The following is a 17,932-nucleotide window of genomic DNA, read 5'->3' on the forward strand; positions in this document are numbered from 1 at the left end:
TGTGCCCGAAAAAGCTGGTGAAGCAAGAGATCGGTCACAAAAACCAGGATTATGTGCCCGAAAGAGCCGGAGGAGCAAGAGATGGGTCACAAAAATAAGGAATATGTTCCCGAAAAAGCCGGAGGAGCAAGAGTTGGGTCACAAAAACAGGGAATATGTGCCCGAAAAAGCTGGTGAAGCAAGAGTTCGGTCACAAAAACAAAGATTATGTGCCCGAAAAAGCCGGAGGAGCAAGAGATGGGTCACAAAAATAAGGAATATGTGCCCGAAAAAGCTGGTGAAGCAAGAGATCGGTCACAAAAACCAGGATTATGTGCCCGAAAGAGCCGGAGGAGCAAGAGATGGGTCACAAAAACAGGGAATATGTGCCCGAAAAAGCTGGTGGAGCAAGAGATGGGTCACATACATTCCAAAAAAATCCTGCTAAAGCCAAATCTCGGCTCTATAAGGTGCTCACTACTGAGCAAAATTTCAAACCAATTTTTCACAAAAGGAGGATTTACTTCATGTTTAAAATGATAAAAGAAGATATAGAAGTTGTGTTTGAACAAGATCCTTCTGCGCGAAATACGCTCGAAGTGGTTTTGACTTATGCGGGATTGCATGCAATCTGGTCTCATCGTTTGGCGCATGCTTTTTATAAGCGCAAGTTTTATTTTATCGCAAGGACGATCTCTCAGATAAGCCGTTTTTTTACGGGGATTGAAATCCATCCAGGAGCAAAGATTGGCAGAAGATTTTTCATCGATCATGGGATGGGCGTCGTCATAGGCGAAACTTGCGAGATCGGGGATAATGTAACGGTATTTCAGGGGGTTACCCTCGGTGGTACAGGCAAGGAAAAAGGAAAGCGCCACCCAACGGTGATGGACAATGCGCTGATTGCGACTGGCGCGAAGGTTTTAGGTTCGATCACGATTGGGGAGAATTCTAAAGTCGGGGCAGGATCCGTTGTCCTGAAAGATGTGCCGCCAAACTCCACCGTAGTCGGCATTCCAGGAAAAATCGTTATCCAGAATGGCGTCAGAGTCAAAAAGGACTTCAATCATCGCGATTTGCCAGACCCTGTTTCAGACCGCTGTCAAGAAATCGAAAAGGAACTGGCTAAACTAAAAAAAGAATTGGAACTACTGAAATTACAAGAAGAGTTGGAAGTAGTAAGTCAAGGAAGGGGCCTGGAAAATGGGAATTAAAATTTATAACACACTTACCCGAAATAAAGAGGAGTTTGTCCCGCTAGAAGAGGGAAAAGTGAAGATGTATGTCTGCGGACCTACTGTCTATAATTATATTCATATTGGAAATGCCCGTCCTGCTATTGTTTTCGACATGGTGCGCCGCTACCTTGAATTTCGCGGTTACAATGTAAAATATATTTCTAATTTCACAGATGTAGATGATAAGCTCATCAAAGCTGCCAATGAGCTGGGAGAAGATGTACCAACTATCGCTCAGCGCTTCATTAACGCTTATTTCGAGGATGTCCACGCACTTGGCTGCAAAAAAGCCGATGCTCACCCAAGGGTAACCGAAACAATGGATTTGATCATAGAATTTATCGGTGCGCTAATCGAAAAAGGCTATGCTTATGAATCCGGCGGGGATGTCTACTACCGCACGAGGGAATTCAATGAATACGGGAAGCTTTCTCACCAGTCCATCGAAGAACTAAAGGTCGGAGCGAGAATTCAGGTTGGAGAAAAAAAGCAAGATGCTCTTGATTTCGTTCTATGGAAAGCAGCTAAAGAAGGCGAGATTTCTTGGGATAGTCCATGGGGCAAGGGTCGTCCAGGCTGGCATATCGAGTGCTCAGCAATGGCCCGTGAATACCTGGGAGATACGATCGATATCCATGCAGGAGGCCAGGACCTTGCATTCCCGCACCATGAAAATGAAATCGCCCAGTCAGAGGCATTGACAGGGCAGACATTTGCCCGTTACTGGATGCATAATGGTTATATTAATATTGATAATGAAAAGATGTCTAAGTCACTTGGCAATTTTGTCACCGTCCATGAGATTATCAAACGGCATGATCCACAGGTGTTAAGGTTCTTTATGCTGTCAGTCCATTACCGTAATCCAATCAACTACAGCGATGAACTGCTTGAAAATACGAAGGCAGCCTTCGAACGCCTGAAGACTTCTTATAAAAATCTAAAGCATCGGATTGCTGCGAGCGCTGAATTGACCGCAAACAACCAGGAATGGCTAGCTAAAATCGCTGCGATCCACAGCCAGTTCATCAAGGAAATGGATGATGATTTCAATACAGCGAATGGAGTATCTGTTCTGTTTGACTTATCCAAGCTCTCCAATCTGTACTTGATGGAGAAAAATACGTCTGCAGAAGTGATCAGATCATTCCTGAATGAATTTGAAATTTTGTTTGGAGTTCTAGGCCTGTCGCTGACGGATGAAGAGCTATTGGATGAAGAGGTCGAGGAGCTGATCGGAAAAAGGGCGCAGGCAAGGAAGGAACGGAACTTCAAGCTTGCAGATGAAATCCGTGACCAGCTGAAGGAAATGAACATCGTCATCGAGGACACTCCTCAGGGCATCAGATGGAAAAGAGGCTAAAAGGATGCTGCATTACGAAAAAACTGTTGACGAAAAACAATTAAATAGCCTGGCGCTTGCTTACATGGGGGATGCGGTGTACGAACTGTATGTCCGGCATCACCTGCTGCATAGCGGAAAGGTTCGGCCAAATCAGCTGCACAAGGAAGCTACCGCCTTTGTATCAGCTAAAGCACAGGCGAAATACCTGCATAAACTGATGGATATGGATGAGCTGTCAGAAGAAGAAATGGCCATTGTAAGACGGGGCCGCAATGCAAAATCTGGCTCTGTTCCGAAAAATACAGATGTGCAAACATACCGATATAGTACAGCTTTTGAGGCATTGATTGGTTCTTTGCATCTGGCGGGGAATGAAAGACGGATAGAAGAACTGATTGCCAAAGTATTTGCAATCGCTGCAGAATAGTCAGGAAGGAGGGTTCCAGATGAGCCAGAGACAAAAGCAAAACCAGGATCAGAACACCAGACGGAATAAGGATGACGATAAAAGCCGGAAACCCGCGCGGAAGACGGCTGAGAAACCGGAGGACAAACGAAAGAAACAAGCCAAAATCCAGGATGATCATACAAGGCGTGTCCAGAAATCCAATGCGGAGCGTGACACCAAGCAGCAAAAGCCAGAACAACAACAGGAGCAAAATGAAAATCAGGATTACATTATTGGCAAAAATCCAGTGATTGAAGCGCTGAAATCGGATCGTGATATGAACAAGATCCTGATTGCAGAGGGCTCCCAAGGCGGCCAAATGCAGCAGGTTATTGGCATGGCGAGGGAAGCCAATGTTATGGTTCAATTCGTTCCAAAAAAGAAGATCGACCAGCTTGCCACAGGCAATCACCAGGGCGTTATTGCCCAGGTAGCAGCGTATGAATATTCAGAGCTAGATGATTTGTTCGCGGCAGCGGAAAAGAAACAGGAGGCTCCTTTCTTTTTGCTTCTTGATGAAATCGAGGATCCACATAATCTTGGGTCGATCATGAGGACAGCCGACGCCTCAGGAGCCCACGGAATAATCATTCCGAAGCGGAGAGCAGTAGGACTGACGTCTACTGTTGCAAAACTCTCTACCGGTGCAATCGAATATATCCCGGTTGCGAGGGTCACGAATATGGCACAAACAATCGATGAACTGAAGGAACGCGGTATTTGGATAGTCGGAACCGATGCATCGGCGAAACAGGATTACCGCCAAATGGATGGCACAATGCCTCTAGGCCTGGTAATTGGCAGTGAAGGAAAAGGAATGGGAAGATTGATTCGTGATAAATGTGATTTCCTATTAAGCCTGCCGATGGCTGGACATGTGACTTCCTTGAATGCATCAGTGGCTGCGGCGCTTTTGATGTATGAGGTTTATCGCAAACGGCAGCCACTAGGGGAATAGATATGGATATCCTGCTTGTTGACGGCTACAATATTATCGGCGCATGGCCAGAGCTGGTCAATCTCAAGAAAAAAGATCTCTCAGCGGCCAGGGACAGACTGGTGGAAATCATGGCTGAGTACCAGGCATATACTGGCTATCGCGTCATTATTGTTTTCGATGCTTATTTTGTACCAGGCACACAAAAGAAATATAAAAATTACAAAGTGGATGTAATTTTTACAAAAGAAAATGAAACGGCGGATGAGCGGATTGAAAAGATGGCGATCGAGCTGAGCAACCGCAAAACGCAAATTCATGTTGCCACCTCTGACTATACCGAGCAATGGGCCATTTTTGGACAGGGAGCCTTAAGGAAGTCAGCAAGGGAACTGCTCCACGAAATGAATCTCATCCGCCAAAAAATAGAAAAATCGGTGAAAGTGATCCAGGAAAAGAAGCCAAGTGCAAAGATTCCGCTCTCGAAAGAAGTGGCAGAAATTTTTGAAAAATGGCGTAGAGGAGAGAAGTGAGCTGTTGACGGCTTAAAAAATTCTGCTGTATAATATTTCTAACTGTATGTGCGGGCGGGGGGATCGATATGAGTGCTGACATCAGAAATCGTTTAAATGACGCTTATTTATTGCTGGAGGATGAAGAAATTATTGAAGCGGTGCACAGGGGAGAAAGCGATGCGCTTGACTATTTGATTCACAAATACAGGAATTTTGTCCGCGCAAAGGCACGTTCCTATTTTCTGATTGGTGCGGATAAAGAGGATATTGTGCAGGAAGGGATGATCGGTTTATATAAAGCAATTCGTGATTTCCGAGAGGACAAGCTAACATCATTCAAGGCATTTGCAGAACTATGCATTACCCGTCAAATTATTACGGCAATCAAGACGGCGACAAGACAGAAACACATCCCGCTTAACTCTTATGTTTCCCTGGACAAGCCGATTTATGATGAAGAATCAGACAGAACACTGATGGATGTTTTATCCGGAACGAAAGTGATGGACCCCGAACAATTATTTATTAATCAGGAAGAATTTGACCAAATTGAAGTGAAGCTGTCAGAGCTACTTAGTGATCTTGAACGAAAAGTGCTCGCACTGTATTTGGACGGACAATCCTATCAAGAGATTTCCGAAGAGCTGAATCGTCACGTCAAATCAATTGACAATGCGCTGCAACGCGTGAAACGAAAACTTGAACGGTATCTTGAACTGAGGGAGCTGTCAGTGTAAACGAAATGCCATAATAGCGAGAAATCGGTTTTTTCCTCTCGAAAGCGTTTATTGACACAATCTATCAACCGTGTTATCTTTTTATAGATACAATAGACGGCGGTTTCATAGAATCCTGCCTGTTAAAGCGGGTGTAGATGGTAATGAACAATAAAGTGACTCTTGCTTGTCAGGAATGCGGATCTCGAAACTACTCAACTGCAAGCAACAAGCAAACGCAAACGGAGCGACTCGAGCTGAAAAAGTACTGCAGCAATTGTGGTACCCATACAGTTCATAAAGAAACGAAATAAGGTTTTCAGATAAAGCATCATATGGAATTTCGATAAGTTGGAGGGTACAAAATAATGCAGCGCATCACTAAGTTTTTCAGTGAAGTTGGACGTGAAATGAGAAAAGTCAGCTGGCCTAAACGCAAGGAATTGACTCGCTACACGATTACGGTTTTGTCTACGGTTGCGATAGCTGCTCTGTTCTTCACGGTGCTAGACCTTGGTATTTCTAAATTGATTCGCTTAATTCTTGAATAACCACCGCACACTCATGGTATAATGGAAAATATAAATGCAGAACATGGATCAAAGCCCGGATAACGGGTTTTTTGTTTGCTTGAAAAAATCACCATTACATTAGATGCAGTAAAGCTAGTGCATTTGGAAATAGGGAGGGACGGACGTTTAGTCCTCGATAATGGAAAAAAGTTGGTATGTAGTGCATACTTACTCGGGATACGAGAACAAAGTGAAAATGAATCTTGAAAAACGTGTTGAAACAATGGGCATGCAAGATAAGATCTTCCGCGTGATCGTGCCTGAAGAAGAAGAAATAGATTTCAAAAACGGCAAAAAGAAAGTTGTGAAAAGAAAGACTTTCCCTGGCTATGTTTTAGTAGAATTGGTCATGACAGATGATTCATGGTATGTTGTCCGCAATACTCCTGGCGTAACAGGCTTCGTCGGCTCTTCGGGTGCTGGATCAAAGCCAACACCATTGCTTCCGGAAGAGGTAACTTTTATTCTTAAACGCATGGGCGTCGAAGAGAAGAAAGTGGATATTAATTTCGAACTTGGTGAAACAGTCCAAGTCAGCGAAGGACCGTTTGCGAAATTCACGGGCGTAATCGAAGAGATCGACAAGGACAAAGCGAAGCTTAAAGTGCTTGTGAATATGTTTGGCCGCGATACGCCGGTAGAACTTGAATTTTCACAGATTGAAAAATTATAATCCGAAATACCTTGAAATCAACTTTAAAAAGTGGTAATATTTCATAAGTCAGTATGTCTTGGACGATTGACAAATATATGTCAAGTTCTTTATTTACTATAAAGGCTTTCGTTATGAGTGGGAGGGGAAAATCCCCTATTACCACATCACGGACTTTAAGGAGGTGTGTCTCGTGGCTAAAAAAGTAATTAAAATGGTTAAATTGCAAATCCCTGCTGGCAAAGCCAATCCGGCACCACCAGTTGGACCTGCACTAGGTCAAGCCGGTGTTAACATCATGGGATTCTGTAAAGAATTTAACGCTCGCACAGCTGATCAAGCTGGATTGATCATTCCTGTTGAAATCACGGTTTTTGAAGACCGTTCCTTTACATTTATTACGAAAACTCCTCCTGCTGCAGTTCTTTTGAAGGTAGCAGCTGGAATCCAGTCTGGTTCTGGTGAACCAAACCGTAATAAAGTAGCAACAGTCAAGCGTGATAAAGTACGTGAGATTGCTGAACAGAAAATGCCTGACTTGAACGCTGCTAGCGTTGAAGCAGCAATGCGCATGGTTGAAGGTACTGCACGCAGCATGGGAATCACAATCGAAGACTAATTTCTGCTGCAGAGGATGGAAGGGTTGCGGAGCTGAATTCGATTTCACCCGCAACCTTTTGTCTGAAACGGCGCCTATAAGGCGCCTTCGCTTTTCGTTTGTCTAGCTCTGGCCCCTTAGCCCCTCGGGTCACTTCGGTCCGCCCGTTGAAGTCAAAGAACGACTTCATCGGTCGGCCCTCCAGTGCCTGCCGGGGCTGACCAAGGGTCCGCCGCTTTTCGTTTGTCTAGCTCTGGCCCCTTAGCCCCTCGGCTCACTTCAGCCCAGCCAATAAAGTCAAAGAACGACTTTACTGTCTGGTCTTCCAGTGCCTGTCGGGGCTGACCAAGGGGCCGCCGCTTTTCAAAGTGGGAGGGTATTCCGTTAAAACCACAATTTAGGAGGAACTAAAAATGGCTAAAAAAGGTAAAAAGTATCTTGAAGCTGCTAAGCTTGTAGATCGCTCTCAAGCGTATTCAGCTGTTGAAGCAATTGAGCTTGCTAAAAAGACAAGCACAGTTAAATTTGACGCTACCGTTGAAGCTGCTTTCCGTTTGGGAGTAGACCCTAAGAAAGCAGACCAGCAAATCCGTGGAGCAGTCGTGCTTCCAAATGGAACTGGTAAAACTCAACGTGTCCTAGTATTTGCTAAGGGTGAAAAATTAAAAGAAGCAGAAGCTGCTGGTGCAGATTATGTTGGCGATTCAGAGTACATCAACAAAATTCAACAAGGCTGGTTTGATTTTGATGTGATCGTTGCTACCCCTGATATGATGGGTGAAGTTGGTAAGCTTGGTCGTGTATTGGGACCTAAAGGCTTAATGCCAAACCCTAAGACTGGCACAGTTACTTTCGATGTAACAAAAGCAGTGAACGAAATCAAGGCTGGTAAAGTTGAATACCGCGTTGATAAATCAGGTAACATCCATGTACCTATCGGAAAGGTTTCTTTCGAAGACAACAAGCTTGTTGAAAACTTCAACACAATCTTCGAAACCATGATGAAGGTAAAGCCTGCAGCAGCTAAAGGAACATACATGAAGAACGTTACGATCTCTACAACAATGGGACCTGGCGTTAAAGTGGATCCTTCTACTGTAAAATAATAGTAGTTGACAATCAACAAAGGATTGTATATAATTCCTTTTGTTGTGAAAATAGAATTACATTTGTACCGCAGACAGCAGGGGCTTCATGCTTAATATCCTGCCGAGGTCATACGATAAAGCAAAATACTTGCTATTGTATCCTTCCTCCGTGTCTGCCATGATGCGGAGGTTTTTATTTGATCGGTATAAATGCAGAAATCTACAGGAGGTGTAAGGATGAGCACAATTATCGAAGCGAAAAAACAAATTGTAGACGAAATTGCTGGCAAATTGAAAGAAAGCAAATCAACAATCATTGTTGATTACCGTGGACTTTCCGTTGCTGAAGTAACGGCACTTCGTAAAGAGCTTCGCGAAGCTGGTGTTGAATTCAAGGTTTACAAAAACTCGATGACACGCCGTGCTGCGGAAGCTGCTGATCTTGCTGACTTAAACGCATCTTTAACAGGACCAAACGCAATTGCGTTCAGTACGGAAGATGTTGTTGCACCAGCTAAGATTCTTAATGAATTCGCTAAGAAGCACGAAGCCCTTGAAATCAAAGCAGGCGTAGTTGAAAGCAATATCGTTACAGTAGAAGAAATTAAGGCACTTGCAGACCTGCCATCTCGCGAAGGTCTACTTTCTATGCTACTCAGCGTACTTCAAGCTCCAATTCGCAATCTTGCTCTTGCTGCAAAAGCTGTTGCAGACCAGAAAGAAGAGCAAGGCGCGTAAGCTAACAATCAATACCGTTTAACAATAAAAATTACCTATTAGGAGGAAATAAATCATGACTAAAGAACAAATCATTGAAGCAGTTAAAAGCATGACTGTTTTAGAGCTTAACGATCTAGTAAAAGCAATCGAAGAAGAATTCGGCGTAACTGCTGCTGCACCAGTTGCAATGATGGGTGGAGCTGCTGGAGCTGTTGTTGAAGAGCAAACTGAATTTGACGTAGTTCTTGCATCAGCTGGCGACCAGAAGATCAAGGTTATCAAAGTTGTTCGTGAAATCACAGGTCTTGGCCTTAAAGAAGCGAAGGAAGTTGTTGACAACGCTCCTAAAGCAGTTAAAGAAGGCGTTTCTAAAGAAGAAGCAGAAGAAGTCAAAGCTAAGCTTGAAGAAGTTGGAGCTAACGTCGAAGTTAAGTAATCCATTTACAATAAAAAGCTCGCTGTTTAAGCGAGCTTTTTTCTCTTTTTTTCTTTTAATTTTTGCTTTTTTTCTTTTGAAAGTTTATACTACCGCAGTAGCGCTGTAATCCGCGATCGCATTCTTCTAGCTTAGAGTCCCCATGGAGGTGAGAGGTTTTTGACTGAACATTATTACTCCCGCAAACCCAGTACTGTAAGTAATCCTGAGAAATGGCAAAGTGAATTGAAGGGGAATAGCTTCCACTTTAAGACGGACAGCGGCGTTTTTTCGAAAAAGGAAGTCGATTTCGGGTCAAGATTATTGATCGACACTTTCGAACTGAATAAAGCAGATGGAATAGTCCTGGATGTCGGATGTGGATATGGACCGATTGGACTTTCGATTGCGAAAGCTTATCCAGAAGCGATGGTCCATATGGTGGATGTAAATGAAAGGGCGCTTATGCTTGCTGAAGAAAATGCATCCGAAAATAAAGTTGACAACGTGAAAATCTATGAAAGCGACCGGCTGACCGAGGTAGAAGAAAAAGGATTCGATGCAATTCTCACAAATCCGCCGATTCGTGCCGGAAAAAAGGTAGTGCATGATTTTTTCGAACAAAGTCTTCAACATTTAACTGAAGGTGGAGAGCTATGGGTAGTCATCCAAAAGAAACAGGGTGCGCCATCCGCAGGAGAAAAAATGAATGCACTGTTTGGCAATGTAGAGATTGAGGCGAAAAGTAAAGGATATTTTATTCTCAAATCTGTTAAATGTTGACGTGAGAAAACCGCTATGATAATATTATAAAATGCCAATATATTAGTTTCCTGTTTGCATGCTAATTTCATCAGAAGTTGTATAATTTTGGGCATAAAGGGAAAACTAACAAAATAATTGTTCGTTGCAGGAAATGTGGTTTTTAGGTGAAAACCCTTTTTCTTTTTGTCTTTGGAAATGGAGGAAACTTCATGGACAAGGCAGGGATTATGAATAATAACGCTTGATTTGAGGGGTGAATCAGTTGACAGGTCAACTAGTTCAGTATGGACGACACCGCCAACGTAGAAGTTATGCTCGCATTAGTGAAGTTTTGGAATTGCCGAATTTAATTGAAATTCAAACCTCTTCCTATCAGTGGTTTCTTGATGAGGGCCTTCGTGAAATGTTCCAGGACATTTCACCGATTGAAGACTTTACCGGGAACTTATCATTAGAGTTTATCGATTACAGTCTTGGCGAACCGAAATATCCAGTCGAAGAATCAAAAGAAAGAGATGTCACATACTCTGCTCCATTGCGAGTAAAAGTCCGCCTTGTCAATAAGGAAACAGGAGAAGTAAAGGACCAGGATGTCTTCATGGGCGACTTCCCGCTAATGACAGAAACGGGAACCTTTGTCATTAACGGTGCGGAAAGAGTTATTGTTTCCCAGTTAGTGCGTTCACCAAGCGTCTACTACAGCGGGAAACTTGATAAGAACGGGAAAAAAGGGTTCACTGCGACCGTGATCCCAAACCGTGGCGCCTGGTTAGAGTATGAAACAGATGCCAAGGATGTTGTATATGTAAGGATCGATCGTACGAGGAAGCTCCCTGTTACGGTTCTTTTGCGTGCATTAGGGTTCGGTTCTGATCAAGAAATCATTGATCTGATCGGCGATAACGAATATATCCGGAATACACTTGAAAAAGACAATACGGAAAGTGCGGAAAAAGCGCTCCTCGAAATATACGAGCGTCTCCGTCCTGGTGAACCGCCTACAGTTGACAACGCAAAAAGCCTGCTTGTGTCAAGATTCTTTGATCCAAAACGCTATGATCTTGCAAATGTAGGACGTTATAAAATGAACAAAAAGCTCCATATTAAAAACCGTTTATTCGGGCAAAAGCTTGCAGAAACATTAGTAGATCCTGAAACAGGTGAAATCATCGCAGAAAAAGGCGTTACTCTCGACCGTCGTACGCTGGATAAGATTATCCCTGCGCTTGAAAACAATGTTGGCTTCAAGACAATCAGCCCATACGGCGGCGTGGTGGAAGAGGATGTAACGCTGCAAAGCATTAAAATCTACTCTCCGAACGATGTTGAGGGCGATAAAGAAATTAATGTTTTAGGGAACGCCTATGTCCCGGAACCAATTAAAAACATCACGCCAGCTGATATCATTGCATCCATCAGCTACTTTTTTAACTTGCTGCACGGTGTTGGCGACACAGATGATATCGACCATTTAGGAAACAGACGTTTGCGGTCTGTTGGGGAACTGTTGCAAAACCAATTCCGCATTGGTTTATCCAGAATGGAGCGGGTTGTCCGGGAAAGAATGTCCATTCAGGACACAAACACGGTAACACCACAGCAATTAATCAATATCCGCCCGGTTATTGCGTCTATTAAAGAGTTCTTTGGCAGCTCTCAGCTATCACAGTTCATGGATCAGACGAACCCGTTGGCTGAACTGACACATAAAAGGCGTCTTTCGGCATTGGGACCTGGTGGTCTTACACGGGAACGCGCTGGTTTCGAAGTGCGTGACGTTCACTACTCGCATTACGGACGTATGTGCCCGATTGAAACACCTGAAGGTCCAAACATCGGTTTGATCAATTCACTTTCTAGTTTTGCAAAGGTGAACCGCTTTGGATTCATCGAGACTCCATACCGCCGTGTTGACCCTGAAACAGGGAAAGTAACAACCCATTTTGATTACTTAACAGCGGATGAAGAAGATAATTATGTTGTGGCACAAGCGAATGCTCGTCTTACTGACGATGGTTCTTTTGAGGATGAGGAAGTAATTGCCCGCTTCCGTGGAGAAAACACTGTTGTAAAGCGTGATCGCGTTGATTACATGGACGTATCGCCTAAGCAGGTTGTATCTGCAGCGACTGCATGTATTCCATTCCTTGAAAATGATGACTCCAACCGTGCCTTGATGGGTGCTAACATGCAACGTCAAGCAGTTCCGTTGATGCAGCCAGAAGCGCCGGTAGTCGGAACCGGAATGGAGCACGTCTCTGCAAAAGATTCCGGAGCTGCCGTCATCTGTAAGCATGAAGGGATTGTCGAGCATGTGGAGGCACGTGAAGTTTGGGTACGCCGCGTCCAAGAAATAGACGGGCAGGAAGTCAAGGGTGATCTTGATAAGTACCGAATGCTGAAATTCATCCGTTCCAACCAGGGTACATGCTACAACCAGCGGCCGATCGTAAGTGTTGGCGACCGAGTAACCAAAGGGGAAATCCTTGCAGATGGCCCTTCGATGGAAAAAGGAGAACTCGCACTTGGACGGAATGTCCTTGTTGGTTTCATGACTTGGAATGGTTATAACTATGAGGATGCGATCATTATGAGTGAGCGCCTCGTTAAAGATGATGTGTACACATCCATCCATATAGAAGAATATGAGTCCGAATCGCGTGATACAAAACTTGGACCAGAAGAAATCACTCGCGATATTCCGAATGTTGGGGAAGATGCATTAAGAAACCTTGACGAGCGCGGAATCATCCGTGTTGGTGCCGAAGTAAAAGATGGAGATCTTCTGGTAGGGAAGGTAACACCTAAAGGGGTTACTGAATTGACTGCGGAAGAGCGTCTCCTTCATGCGATCTTCGGTGAAAAAGCTAGGGAAGTGCGGGATACTTCTTTGCGCGTTCCTCACGGCGGCGGCGGTATTGTTCTTGACGTCAAAGTGTTCAACCGTCAAGATGGCGACGAGCTTCCTCCTGGAGTAAACCAACTTGTCCGAGCTTACATCGTGCAGAAGCGTAAGATTTCTGAAGGGGACAAAATGGCGGGACGCCACGGGAACAAAGGGGTTATCTCAAAAATCCTTCCGGAAGAGGATATGCCTTTCTTACCGGACGGAACACCAGTTGATATCATGCTTAACCCACTAGGGGTACCTTCACGTATGAATATCGGTCAGGTGCTTGAGCTTCACCTTGGCATGGCGGCGCGATACCTTGGTATCCATGTTGCTTCACCAGTTTTCGACGGTGCCCGTGAGGAAGACGTATGGGCGACGATCGAGGAAGCAGGGATGGCAAGGGACGCTAAGACCATCCTTTATGATGGCCGCACAGGTGAGCCTTTCGACAATCGTGTATCTGTCGGTGTTATGTATATGATCAAGCTTGCCCACATGGTAGACGATAAGCTCCACGCTCGTTCTACTGGACCATACTCACTAGTTACGCAGCAGCCACTTGGCGGGAAAGCCCAGTTCGGCGGACAGCGTTTTGGCGAGATGGAAGTTTGGGCGCTTGAAGCATACGGCGCAGCATACACCCTGCAGGAAATTTTAACTGTCAAGTCCGACGATGTTGTTGGACGCGTGAAAACATACGAAGCAATCGTTAAAGGCGAAAACGTTCCAGAACCAGGTGTCCCTGAGTCATTCAAAGTATTGATGAAAGAACTTCAGAGTCTTGGTATGGACGTCAAAATCCTTTCAGGCGATGAAAAAGAAATCGAAATGCGCGACTTCGATGAAGATGAAGAAATGCAGCATGCTGAAACATTGACAATTGCTCCTGAAGCAGAAAAAGTGGGAATGAAGGAATAGGATCGTCTAATTGGCACACGTGTACAAACAGTTGAATAACAGTATTGTTCACGTGTGTTCCATTTTGGATGGCCATAAGGGTAAAACCCTAGATAAAAAGGGAGGTAGGCCCCTTGCTAGATGTTAATAATTTTGAGTACATGAAAATCGGCCTCGCTTCACCAGACAAGATTCGATCATGGTCTTTTGGTGAAGTGAAAAAGCCGGAAACAATCAACTATCGTACTTTAAAGCCTGAAAAAGACGGCTTATTCTGTGAACGTATTTTCGGTCCAACAAAAGACTGGGAATGTCATTGCGGAAAGTACAAGAGAGTCCGTTACAAAGGCGTGGTCTGTGACCGATGCGGTGTGGAAGTAACTCGTGCAAAAGTCCGTCGTGAAAGAATGGGGCATATTGAGCTAGCGGCTCCTGTTTCTCATATTTGGTACTTCAAAGGGATTCCTAGCCGCATGGGGCTTGTCCTTGACATGTCTCCGCGTGCACTGGAAGAAATTATTTACTTTGCATCCTATGTGGTAACGGAGACTGGTGATACTGCTCTTGAAAAGAAGCAGTTGTTATCGGAGAAAGAATACCGTGCTTACCGTGAAAAATACGGCAATAAGTTCCAGGCAGCAATGGGAGCAGAAGCAATCAAAAAGCTGCTATCTGACCTCGACCTGGATAAGGAAGCAGATATGCTAAAAGAAGAATTGCGAACTGCCCAAGGCCAGCGTCGTACTCGTGCGATCAAGCGTCTTGAGGTAGTAGAAGCATTCCGCGGGTCAGGCAATGAGCCATCATGGATGATCCTGGATGTTCTTCCTGTCATACCACCAGAACTTCGCCCGATGGTTCAACTTGACGGTGGACGTTTCGCAACTTCCGACCTAAATGACCTTTACCGCCGGGTAATCAACCGTAACAACCGACTTAAGCGTCTTCTTGACCTTGGTGCACCTAGCATTATCGTCCAAAACGAAAAGCGTATGCTTCAGGAAGCTGTTGACGCGTTGATCGATAACGGCCGCCGCGGTCGTCCAGTAACTGGACCAGGTAACCGTCCATTGAAGTCCCTTTCTCATATGCTGAAGGGCAAGCAAGGCCGTTTCCGTCAAAACCTTCTTGGTAAGCGTGTCGACTACTCTGGTCGTTCTGTTATCGTTGTAGGTCCTAACCTGCAAATGTATCAGTGCGGTCTACCTAAGGAAATGGCACTTGAGCTGTTCAAGCCATTCGTAATGAAAGAATTAGTGCAAAAAGGTTTAGCGCACAACATTAAGTCTGCTAAACGTAAAATAGAGCGCGTTAGCCCTGAGGTTTGGGATGTTCTAGAAGATGTAATCAGAGAGCACCCAGTATTGCTTAACCGTGCCCCAACTCTTCACAGATTGGGAATCCAGGCTTTCGAACCGACATTGGTAGAAGGACGCGCAATTCGTCTTCACCCGCTAGTATGTACAGCTTATAACGCCGACTTCGACGGGGACCAGATGGCTGTCCACGTTCCGCTTTCTGCTGAAGCACAAGCGGAAGCACGTTTGTTAATGCTTGCCGCACAGAACATCCTGAACCCTAAGGACGGCAAGCCGGTTGTTACTCCTTCACAGGACATGGTATTGGGGAACTACTACCTGACACTTGAAAGAGAAGGCGCTGTCGGTGAGGGGATGGTCTTCAAGGATACAAACGAAGCATTAGTTGCCTATCAAAATGGCTACGTGCATCTTCATACACGCGTTGCTGTTGCCGCTTCGTCCCTTGGCAACCAAACATTTACGAAGGAGCAAAACGGTCAGCTTTTGATTACGACAGTTGGTAAGTTGATTTTCAATGAAATCCTTCCAGCTTCCTTCCCATATATAAATGAGCCTTCCAAACAAAACCTAGAGGAGAAAACTCCGGAAAAGTATTTTGTAGAAAAAGGTGCAGATATCAAGGAAGTAATCAAAAGTAAGCAATTGGTTGATCCATTCAAGAAAAAAATCTTAGGAAACATCATTGCGGAAGTTTTCAAGAAGTTCAAGATCACCGAAACTTCAAAAATGCTGGACCGGATGAAGGGCCTTGGATTCCAATACTCAACGAAAGCTGGTATTACGGTTGGTGTTGCAGATATCGTGGTTCTTAAAGAGAAGAAGGAAATCATATCTGAGGCGCAAACCAAGGTAGATAATGTCCTTAAACAGTTCAGACGCGGTTTAATTACTGAAGATGAGCGTTATGACAGAGTTATTTCTATCTGGAGCCAGGCGAAGGATGATATCCAGTCGAAGTTGATGAACTCTCTGGATAATTCCAACCCAATTTTCATGATGAGTGACTCCGGTGCCCGTGGTAATGCATCTAACTTTACGCAGCTTGCTGGTATGCGTGGTTTGATGGCTAACCCGGCTGGACGGATCATTGAGTTACCGATTAAATCAAGTTTCCGTGAAGGTTTAACCGTATTGGAGTATTTCATCTCTACTCATGGTGCTCGTAAAGGACTTGCCGATACAGCGCTTAAGACTGCTGACTCCGGTTACCTGACGCGTCGTCTTGTAGATGTAGCCCAGGATGTCATTGTTCGCGATGATGACTGCGGCACAGATAGAGGCCTATACATCAAAGCTCTTAAGGATGGCACCGAAGTCATCGAAACACTGGAAGAGCGTTTGATTGGCCGCTACGCAAGAAAAGCAATCAAACATCCGGAAACGAAAGCTGTGATGGTCCCAGAGAACGGGTTGATCACAGAAGATTTGGCAGCTGAAGTGACAGCGGCTGGAGTGGAAGATGTTTGGATTCGTTCTGCATTCACATGTAACACTCGTCACGGCGTATGTAAGAAGTGCTACGGCCGCAACCTTGCAACTGGCCAGGAAGTGGAAGTAGGAGAAGCAGTCGGTATTATCGCTGCCCAGTCAATCGGTGAGCCAGGAACACAGCTTACCATGCGTACTTTCCATACCGGTGGTGTTGCGGGAGACGATATTACACAAGGTTTGCCGCGTATTCAAGAATTGTTTGAAGCACGTAATCCGAAAGGGCAGGCTGTCATCTCTGAATTGGAAGGTGTCGTAGTAGGCATCAACGAAGGAAAAGATCGTCAGCAGGAAATCGTTATTCAGGGAGAAATTGAGAGCCGAACATACAATGCGCCATACACAGCCCGCTTGAAGGTTGCAATAAATGACCATGTAGAACGCGGCCAGGAACTCACTGAAGGTTCGATCGATCCTAAGGAACTTTTAAGAGTCAAAGATGTTCAATCTGTGCAGGAATACTTATTGAAAGAAGTTCAAAAGGTATACCGTATGCAGGGGGGTGAAATCGGCGACAAACACGTAGAAGTAATGGTACGCCAAATGATGCGCAAGATCAGGGTAATAGATGCTGGCGAAACAGATGTACTTCCTGGCACATTGCTTGAGATCCATCAGTTTACCGACGCAAACCGTAAGGCGCTTCTTGAAGGAAAAACACCGGCAACAGGCCGTCCAGTATTGCTTGGTATCACGAAAGCTTCACTTGAGACGGATTCATTCCTGTCAGCGGCGTCCTTCCAGGAAACAACAAGAGTGCTCACAGATGCAGCAATCAAAGGCAAACGAGATGAGCTCCTCGGCCTGAAAGAAAATGTTATCATCGGAAAACTTGTTCCTGCTGGAACTGGCATGCAGCGCTACAGACAAGCTGAACCAATTTCAATAGAAGAAGAAAACGAAGATGTCATCACTGTAGAATAAGAAATAAGTGCGGTGCTCTCTGCTTCGGCAGAAAGTACCGCCTTTTTAAAAAACAAAAGCGACCTTGCGAAAAAACTCTATAAATATTGTTGACATTCTGTGCACAAAGTGATAATATTTCAAAGGTGCTCCTATTTACTGGTTACTTTGGAGGATATCGATGTCTTATGAAAAAGTAGCTGCGGCTAAAAAGATTATAGTAGGATCAAAGCAAACAGTGAAAGCACTGAAGGCTGGCGAAGTAATCGAACTGGTCATTGCCAAGGATGCTGACATGAAAGTGACAGCAAACCTATTGCAAATTGCCAAGGAAAGAAACATCGCCATCACCTATGTCGACTCTATGAAAAAGTTAGGATCGGCATGCGGAATTGCCGTCGGAGCCTCAGCTGTGGCGATAACCAAGTAAAAACTGTTTTT

The 17,932-nt window shown here is 44.7% G+C and carries 19 protein-coding genes and 1 other annotated feature; of the genes, 18 read left to right on the forward strand and 1 reads right to left on the reverse strand.

Going from position 1 to position 17,932, the window contains the following annotated elements; translation table 11 throughout:
* The 11 genes from J2S25_RS17410 to rplK form a co-directional block, all read left to right on the forward strand.
* A partial coding sequence (locus J2S25_RS17410) for a hypothetical protein (protein ID WP_307192509.1) occupies positions 1 to 427 on the forward strand: 427 nt, incomplete at its 5' end.
* A gap of 79 nt (positions 428 to 506) precedes the next feature.
* On the forward strand, positions 507 to 1,193 hold the full coding sequence (gene cysE, locus J2S25_RS17415; RefSeq protein WP_044396701.1) for a serine O-acetyltransferase: 687 nt from the start codon (positions 507 to 509) through the stop codon (positions 1,191 to 1,193).
* Positions 1,183 to 2,580 carry a cysteine--tRNA ligase gene (gene cysS / locus J2S25_RS17420; protein WP_307192510.1) on the forward strand — a complete coding sequence of 466 codons (1,398 nt, stop codon included), beginning with the start codon at positions 1,183 to 1,185 and terminating at the stop codon, positions 2,578 to 2,580. The genes cysE and cysS overlap by 11 nt, the downstream gene beginning before the upstream one ends.
* A 4-nt stretch (positions 2,581 to 2,584) precedes the next feature.
* Entirely contained in the window at positions 2,585 to 2,989 is a 405-nt protein-coding gene (locus J2S25_RS17425; protein ID WP_044396697.1) for a Mini-ribonuclease 3, read from the forward strand.
* Positions 2,990 to 3,239: 250 nt separating this feature from the next.
* The gene (gene rlmB / locus J2S25_RS17430) at positions 3,240 to 3,968 is read left to right on the forward strand and encodes a 23S rRNA (guanosine(2251)-2'-O)-methyltransferase RlmB (protein WP_044396703.1); all 729 of its coding nucleotides are present in this window, start codon (positions 3,240 to 3,242) and stop codon (positions 3,966 to 3,968) included.
* A 2-nt stretch (positions 3,969 to 3,970) separates the two neighbouring features.
* The gene (locus tag J2S25_RS17435) at positions 3,971 to 4,480 is read left to right on the forward strand and encodes an NYN domain-containing protein (protein ID WP_044396695.1); all 510 of its coding nucleotides are present in this window, start codon (positions 3,971 to 3,973) and stop codon (positions 4,478 to 4,480) included.
* A gap of 68 nt (positions 4,481 to 4,548) precedes the next feature.
* Positions 4,549 to 5,199, forward strand: a complete 651-nt coding sequence (sigH, locus tag J2S25_RS17440) for an RNA polymerase sporulation sigma factor SigH (protein WP_044396693.1) — start codon at positions 4,549 to 4,551, stop codon at positions 5,197 to 5,199.
* Between the two features lie 143 nt (positions 5,200 to 5,342).
* Positions 5,343 to 5,492 (forward strand): 50S ribosomal protein L33, encoded by a 150-nt coding sequence (gene rpmG, locus J2S25_RS17445; RefSeq protein WP_084221914.1) that lies wholly within the window; start codon positions 5,343 to 5,345, stop codon positions 5,490 to 5,492.
* A 54-nt stretch (positions 5,493 to 5,546) separates the two neighbouring features.
* Complete coding sequence (gene secE, locus J2S25_RS17450; protein ID WP_044396691.1) at positions 5,547 to 5,729, forward strand: preprotein translocase subunit SecE; 183 nt, start codon at positions 5,547 to 5,549, stop codon at positions 5,727 to 5,729.
* A 160-nt stretch (positions 5,730 to 5,889) separates the two neighbouring features.
* Positions 5,890 to 6,423 carry a transcription termination/antitermination protein NusG gene (gene nusG, locus J2S25_RS17455; RefSeq protein ID WP_044396689.1) on the forward strand — a complete coding sequence of 178 codons (534 nt, stop codon included), beginning with the start codon at positions 5,890 to 5,892 and terminating at the stop codon, positions 6,421 to 6,423.
* Between the two features lie 172 nt (positions 6,424 to 6,595).
* Positions 6,596 to 7,021 carry a 50S ribosomal protein L11 gene (gene rplK / locus J2S25_RS17460; RefSeq protein WP_023626445.1) on the forward strand — a complete coding sequence of 142 codons (426 nt, stop codon included), beginning with the start codon at positions 6,596 to 6,598 and terminating at the stop codon, positions 7,019 to 7,021.
* Here the strand turns inward: rplK and J2S25_RS17465 are convergent.
* A complete protein-coding gene (locus J2S25_RS17465; protein ID WP_307192511.1) occupies positions 7,005 to 7,190 on the reverse strand; it encodes a hypothetical protein in 186 nt (61 codons plus the stop codon). The two genes, rplK and J2S25_RS17465, sit on opposite strands and share 17 nt — an antisense overlap.
* Before the next feature lie 223 nt (positions 7,191 to 7,413).
* Here J2S25_RS17465 and rplA point away from each other — a divergent pair, with 223 nt between their 5' ends.
* The 7 genes from rplA to J2S25_RS17500 all read left to right on the forward strand — a co-directional run bounded on the left by rplA (position 7,414) and on the right by J2S25_RS17500 (position 17,921).
* Complete coding sequence (gene rplA / locus J2S25_RS17470) at positions 7,414 to 8,106, forward strand: 50S ribosomal protein L1 (protein ID WP_044393531.1); 693 nt, start codon at positions 7,414 to 7,416, stop codon at positions 8,104 to 8,106.
* A gap of 50 nt (positions 8,107 to 8,156) precedes the next feature.
* Positions 8,157 to 8,293 (forward strand) — a sequence feature (ribosomal protein L10 leader region).
* Positions 8,294 to 8,325: 32 nt separating this feature from the next.
* Positions 8,326 to 8,826 (forward strand): 50S ribosomal protein L10, encoded by a 501-nt coding sequence (gene rplJ, locus J2S25_RS17475; protein ID WP_044393530.1) that lies wholly within the window; start codon positions 8,326 to 8,328, stop codon positions 8,824 to 8,826.
* A 55-nt stretch (positions 8,827 to 8,881) separates the two neighbouring features.
* Positions 8,882 to 9,244, forward strand: a complete 363-nt coding sequence (gene rplL, locus J2S25_RS17480) for a 50S ribosomal protein L7/L12 (RefSeq protein ID WP_044393528.1) — start codon at positions 8,882 to 8,884, stop codon at positions 9,242 to 9,244.
* 159 nt (positions 9,245 to 9,403) lie between these two features.
* Complete coding sequence (locus tag J2S25_RS17485; protein ID WP_044393526.1) at positions 9,404 to 10,006, forward strand: class I SAM-dependent methyltransferase; 603 nt, start codon at positions 9,404 to 9,406, stop codon at positions 10,004 to 10,006.
* 244 nt (positions 10,007 to 10,250) lie between these two features.
* Positions 10,251 to 13,799, forward strand: a complete 3,549-nt coding sequence (rpoB, locus tag J2S25_RS17490) for a DNA-directed RNA polymerase subunit beta (RefSeq protein ID WP_044393525.1) — start codon at positions 10,251 to 10,253, stop codon at positions 13,797 to 13,799.
* A 113-nt stretch (positions 13,800 to 13,912) separates the two neighbouring features.
* Complete coding sequence (gene rpoC / locus J2S25_RS17495) at positions 13,913 to 17,512, forward strand: DNA-directed RNA polymerase subunit beta' (RefSeq protein ID WP_307192512.1); 3,600 nt, start codon at positions 13,913 to 13,915, stop codon at positions 17,510 to 17,512.
* A 160-nt stretch (positions 17,513 to 17,672) separates the two neighbouring features.
* On the forward strand, positions 17,673 to 17,921 hold the full coding sequence (locus J2S25_RS17500; RefSeq protein WP_044393522.1) for a 50S ribosomal protein L7ae-like protein: 249 nt from the start codon (positions 17,673 to 17,675) through the stop codon (positions 17,919 to 17,921).
* Positions 17,922 to 17,932: the final 11 nt, after the last annotated feature.

The organism is Mesobacillus stamsii (assembly GCF_030814065.1).
Lineage (GTDB): Bacteria > Bacillota > Bacilli > Bacillales > Cytobacillaceae > Mesobacillus > Mesobacillus stamsii.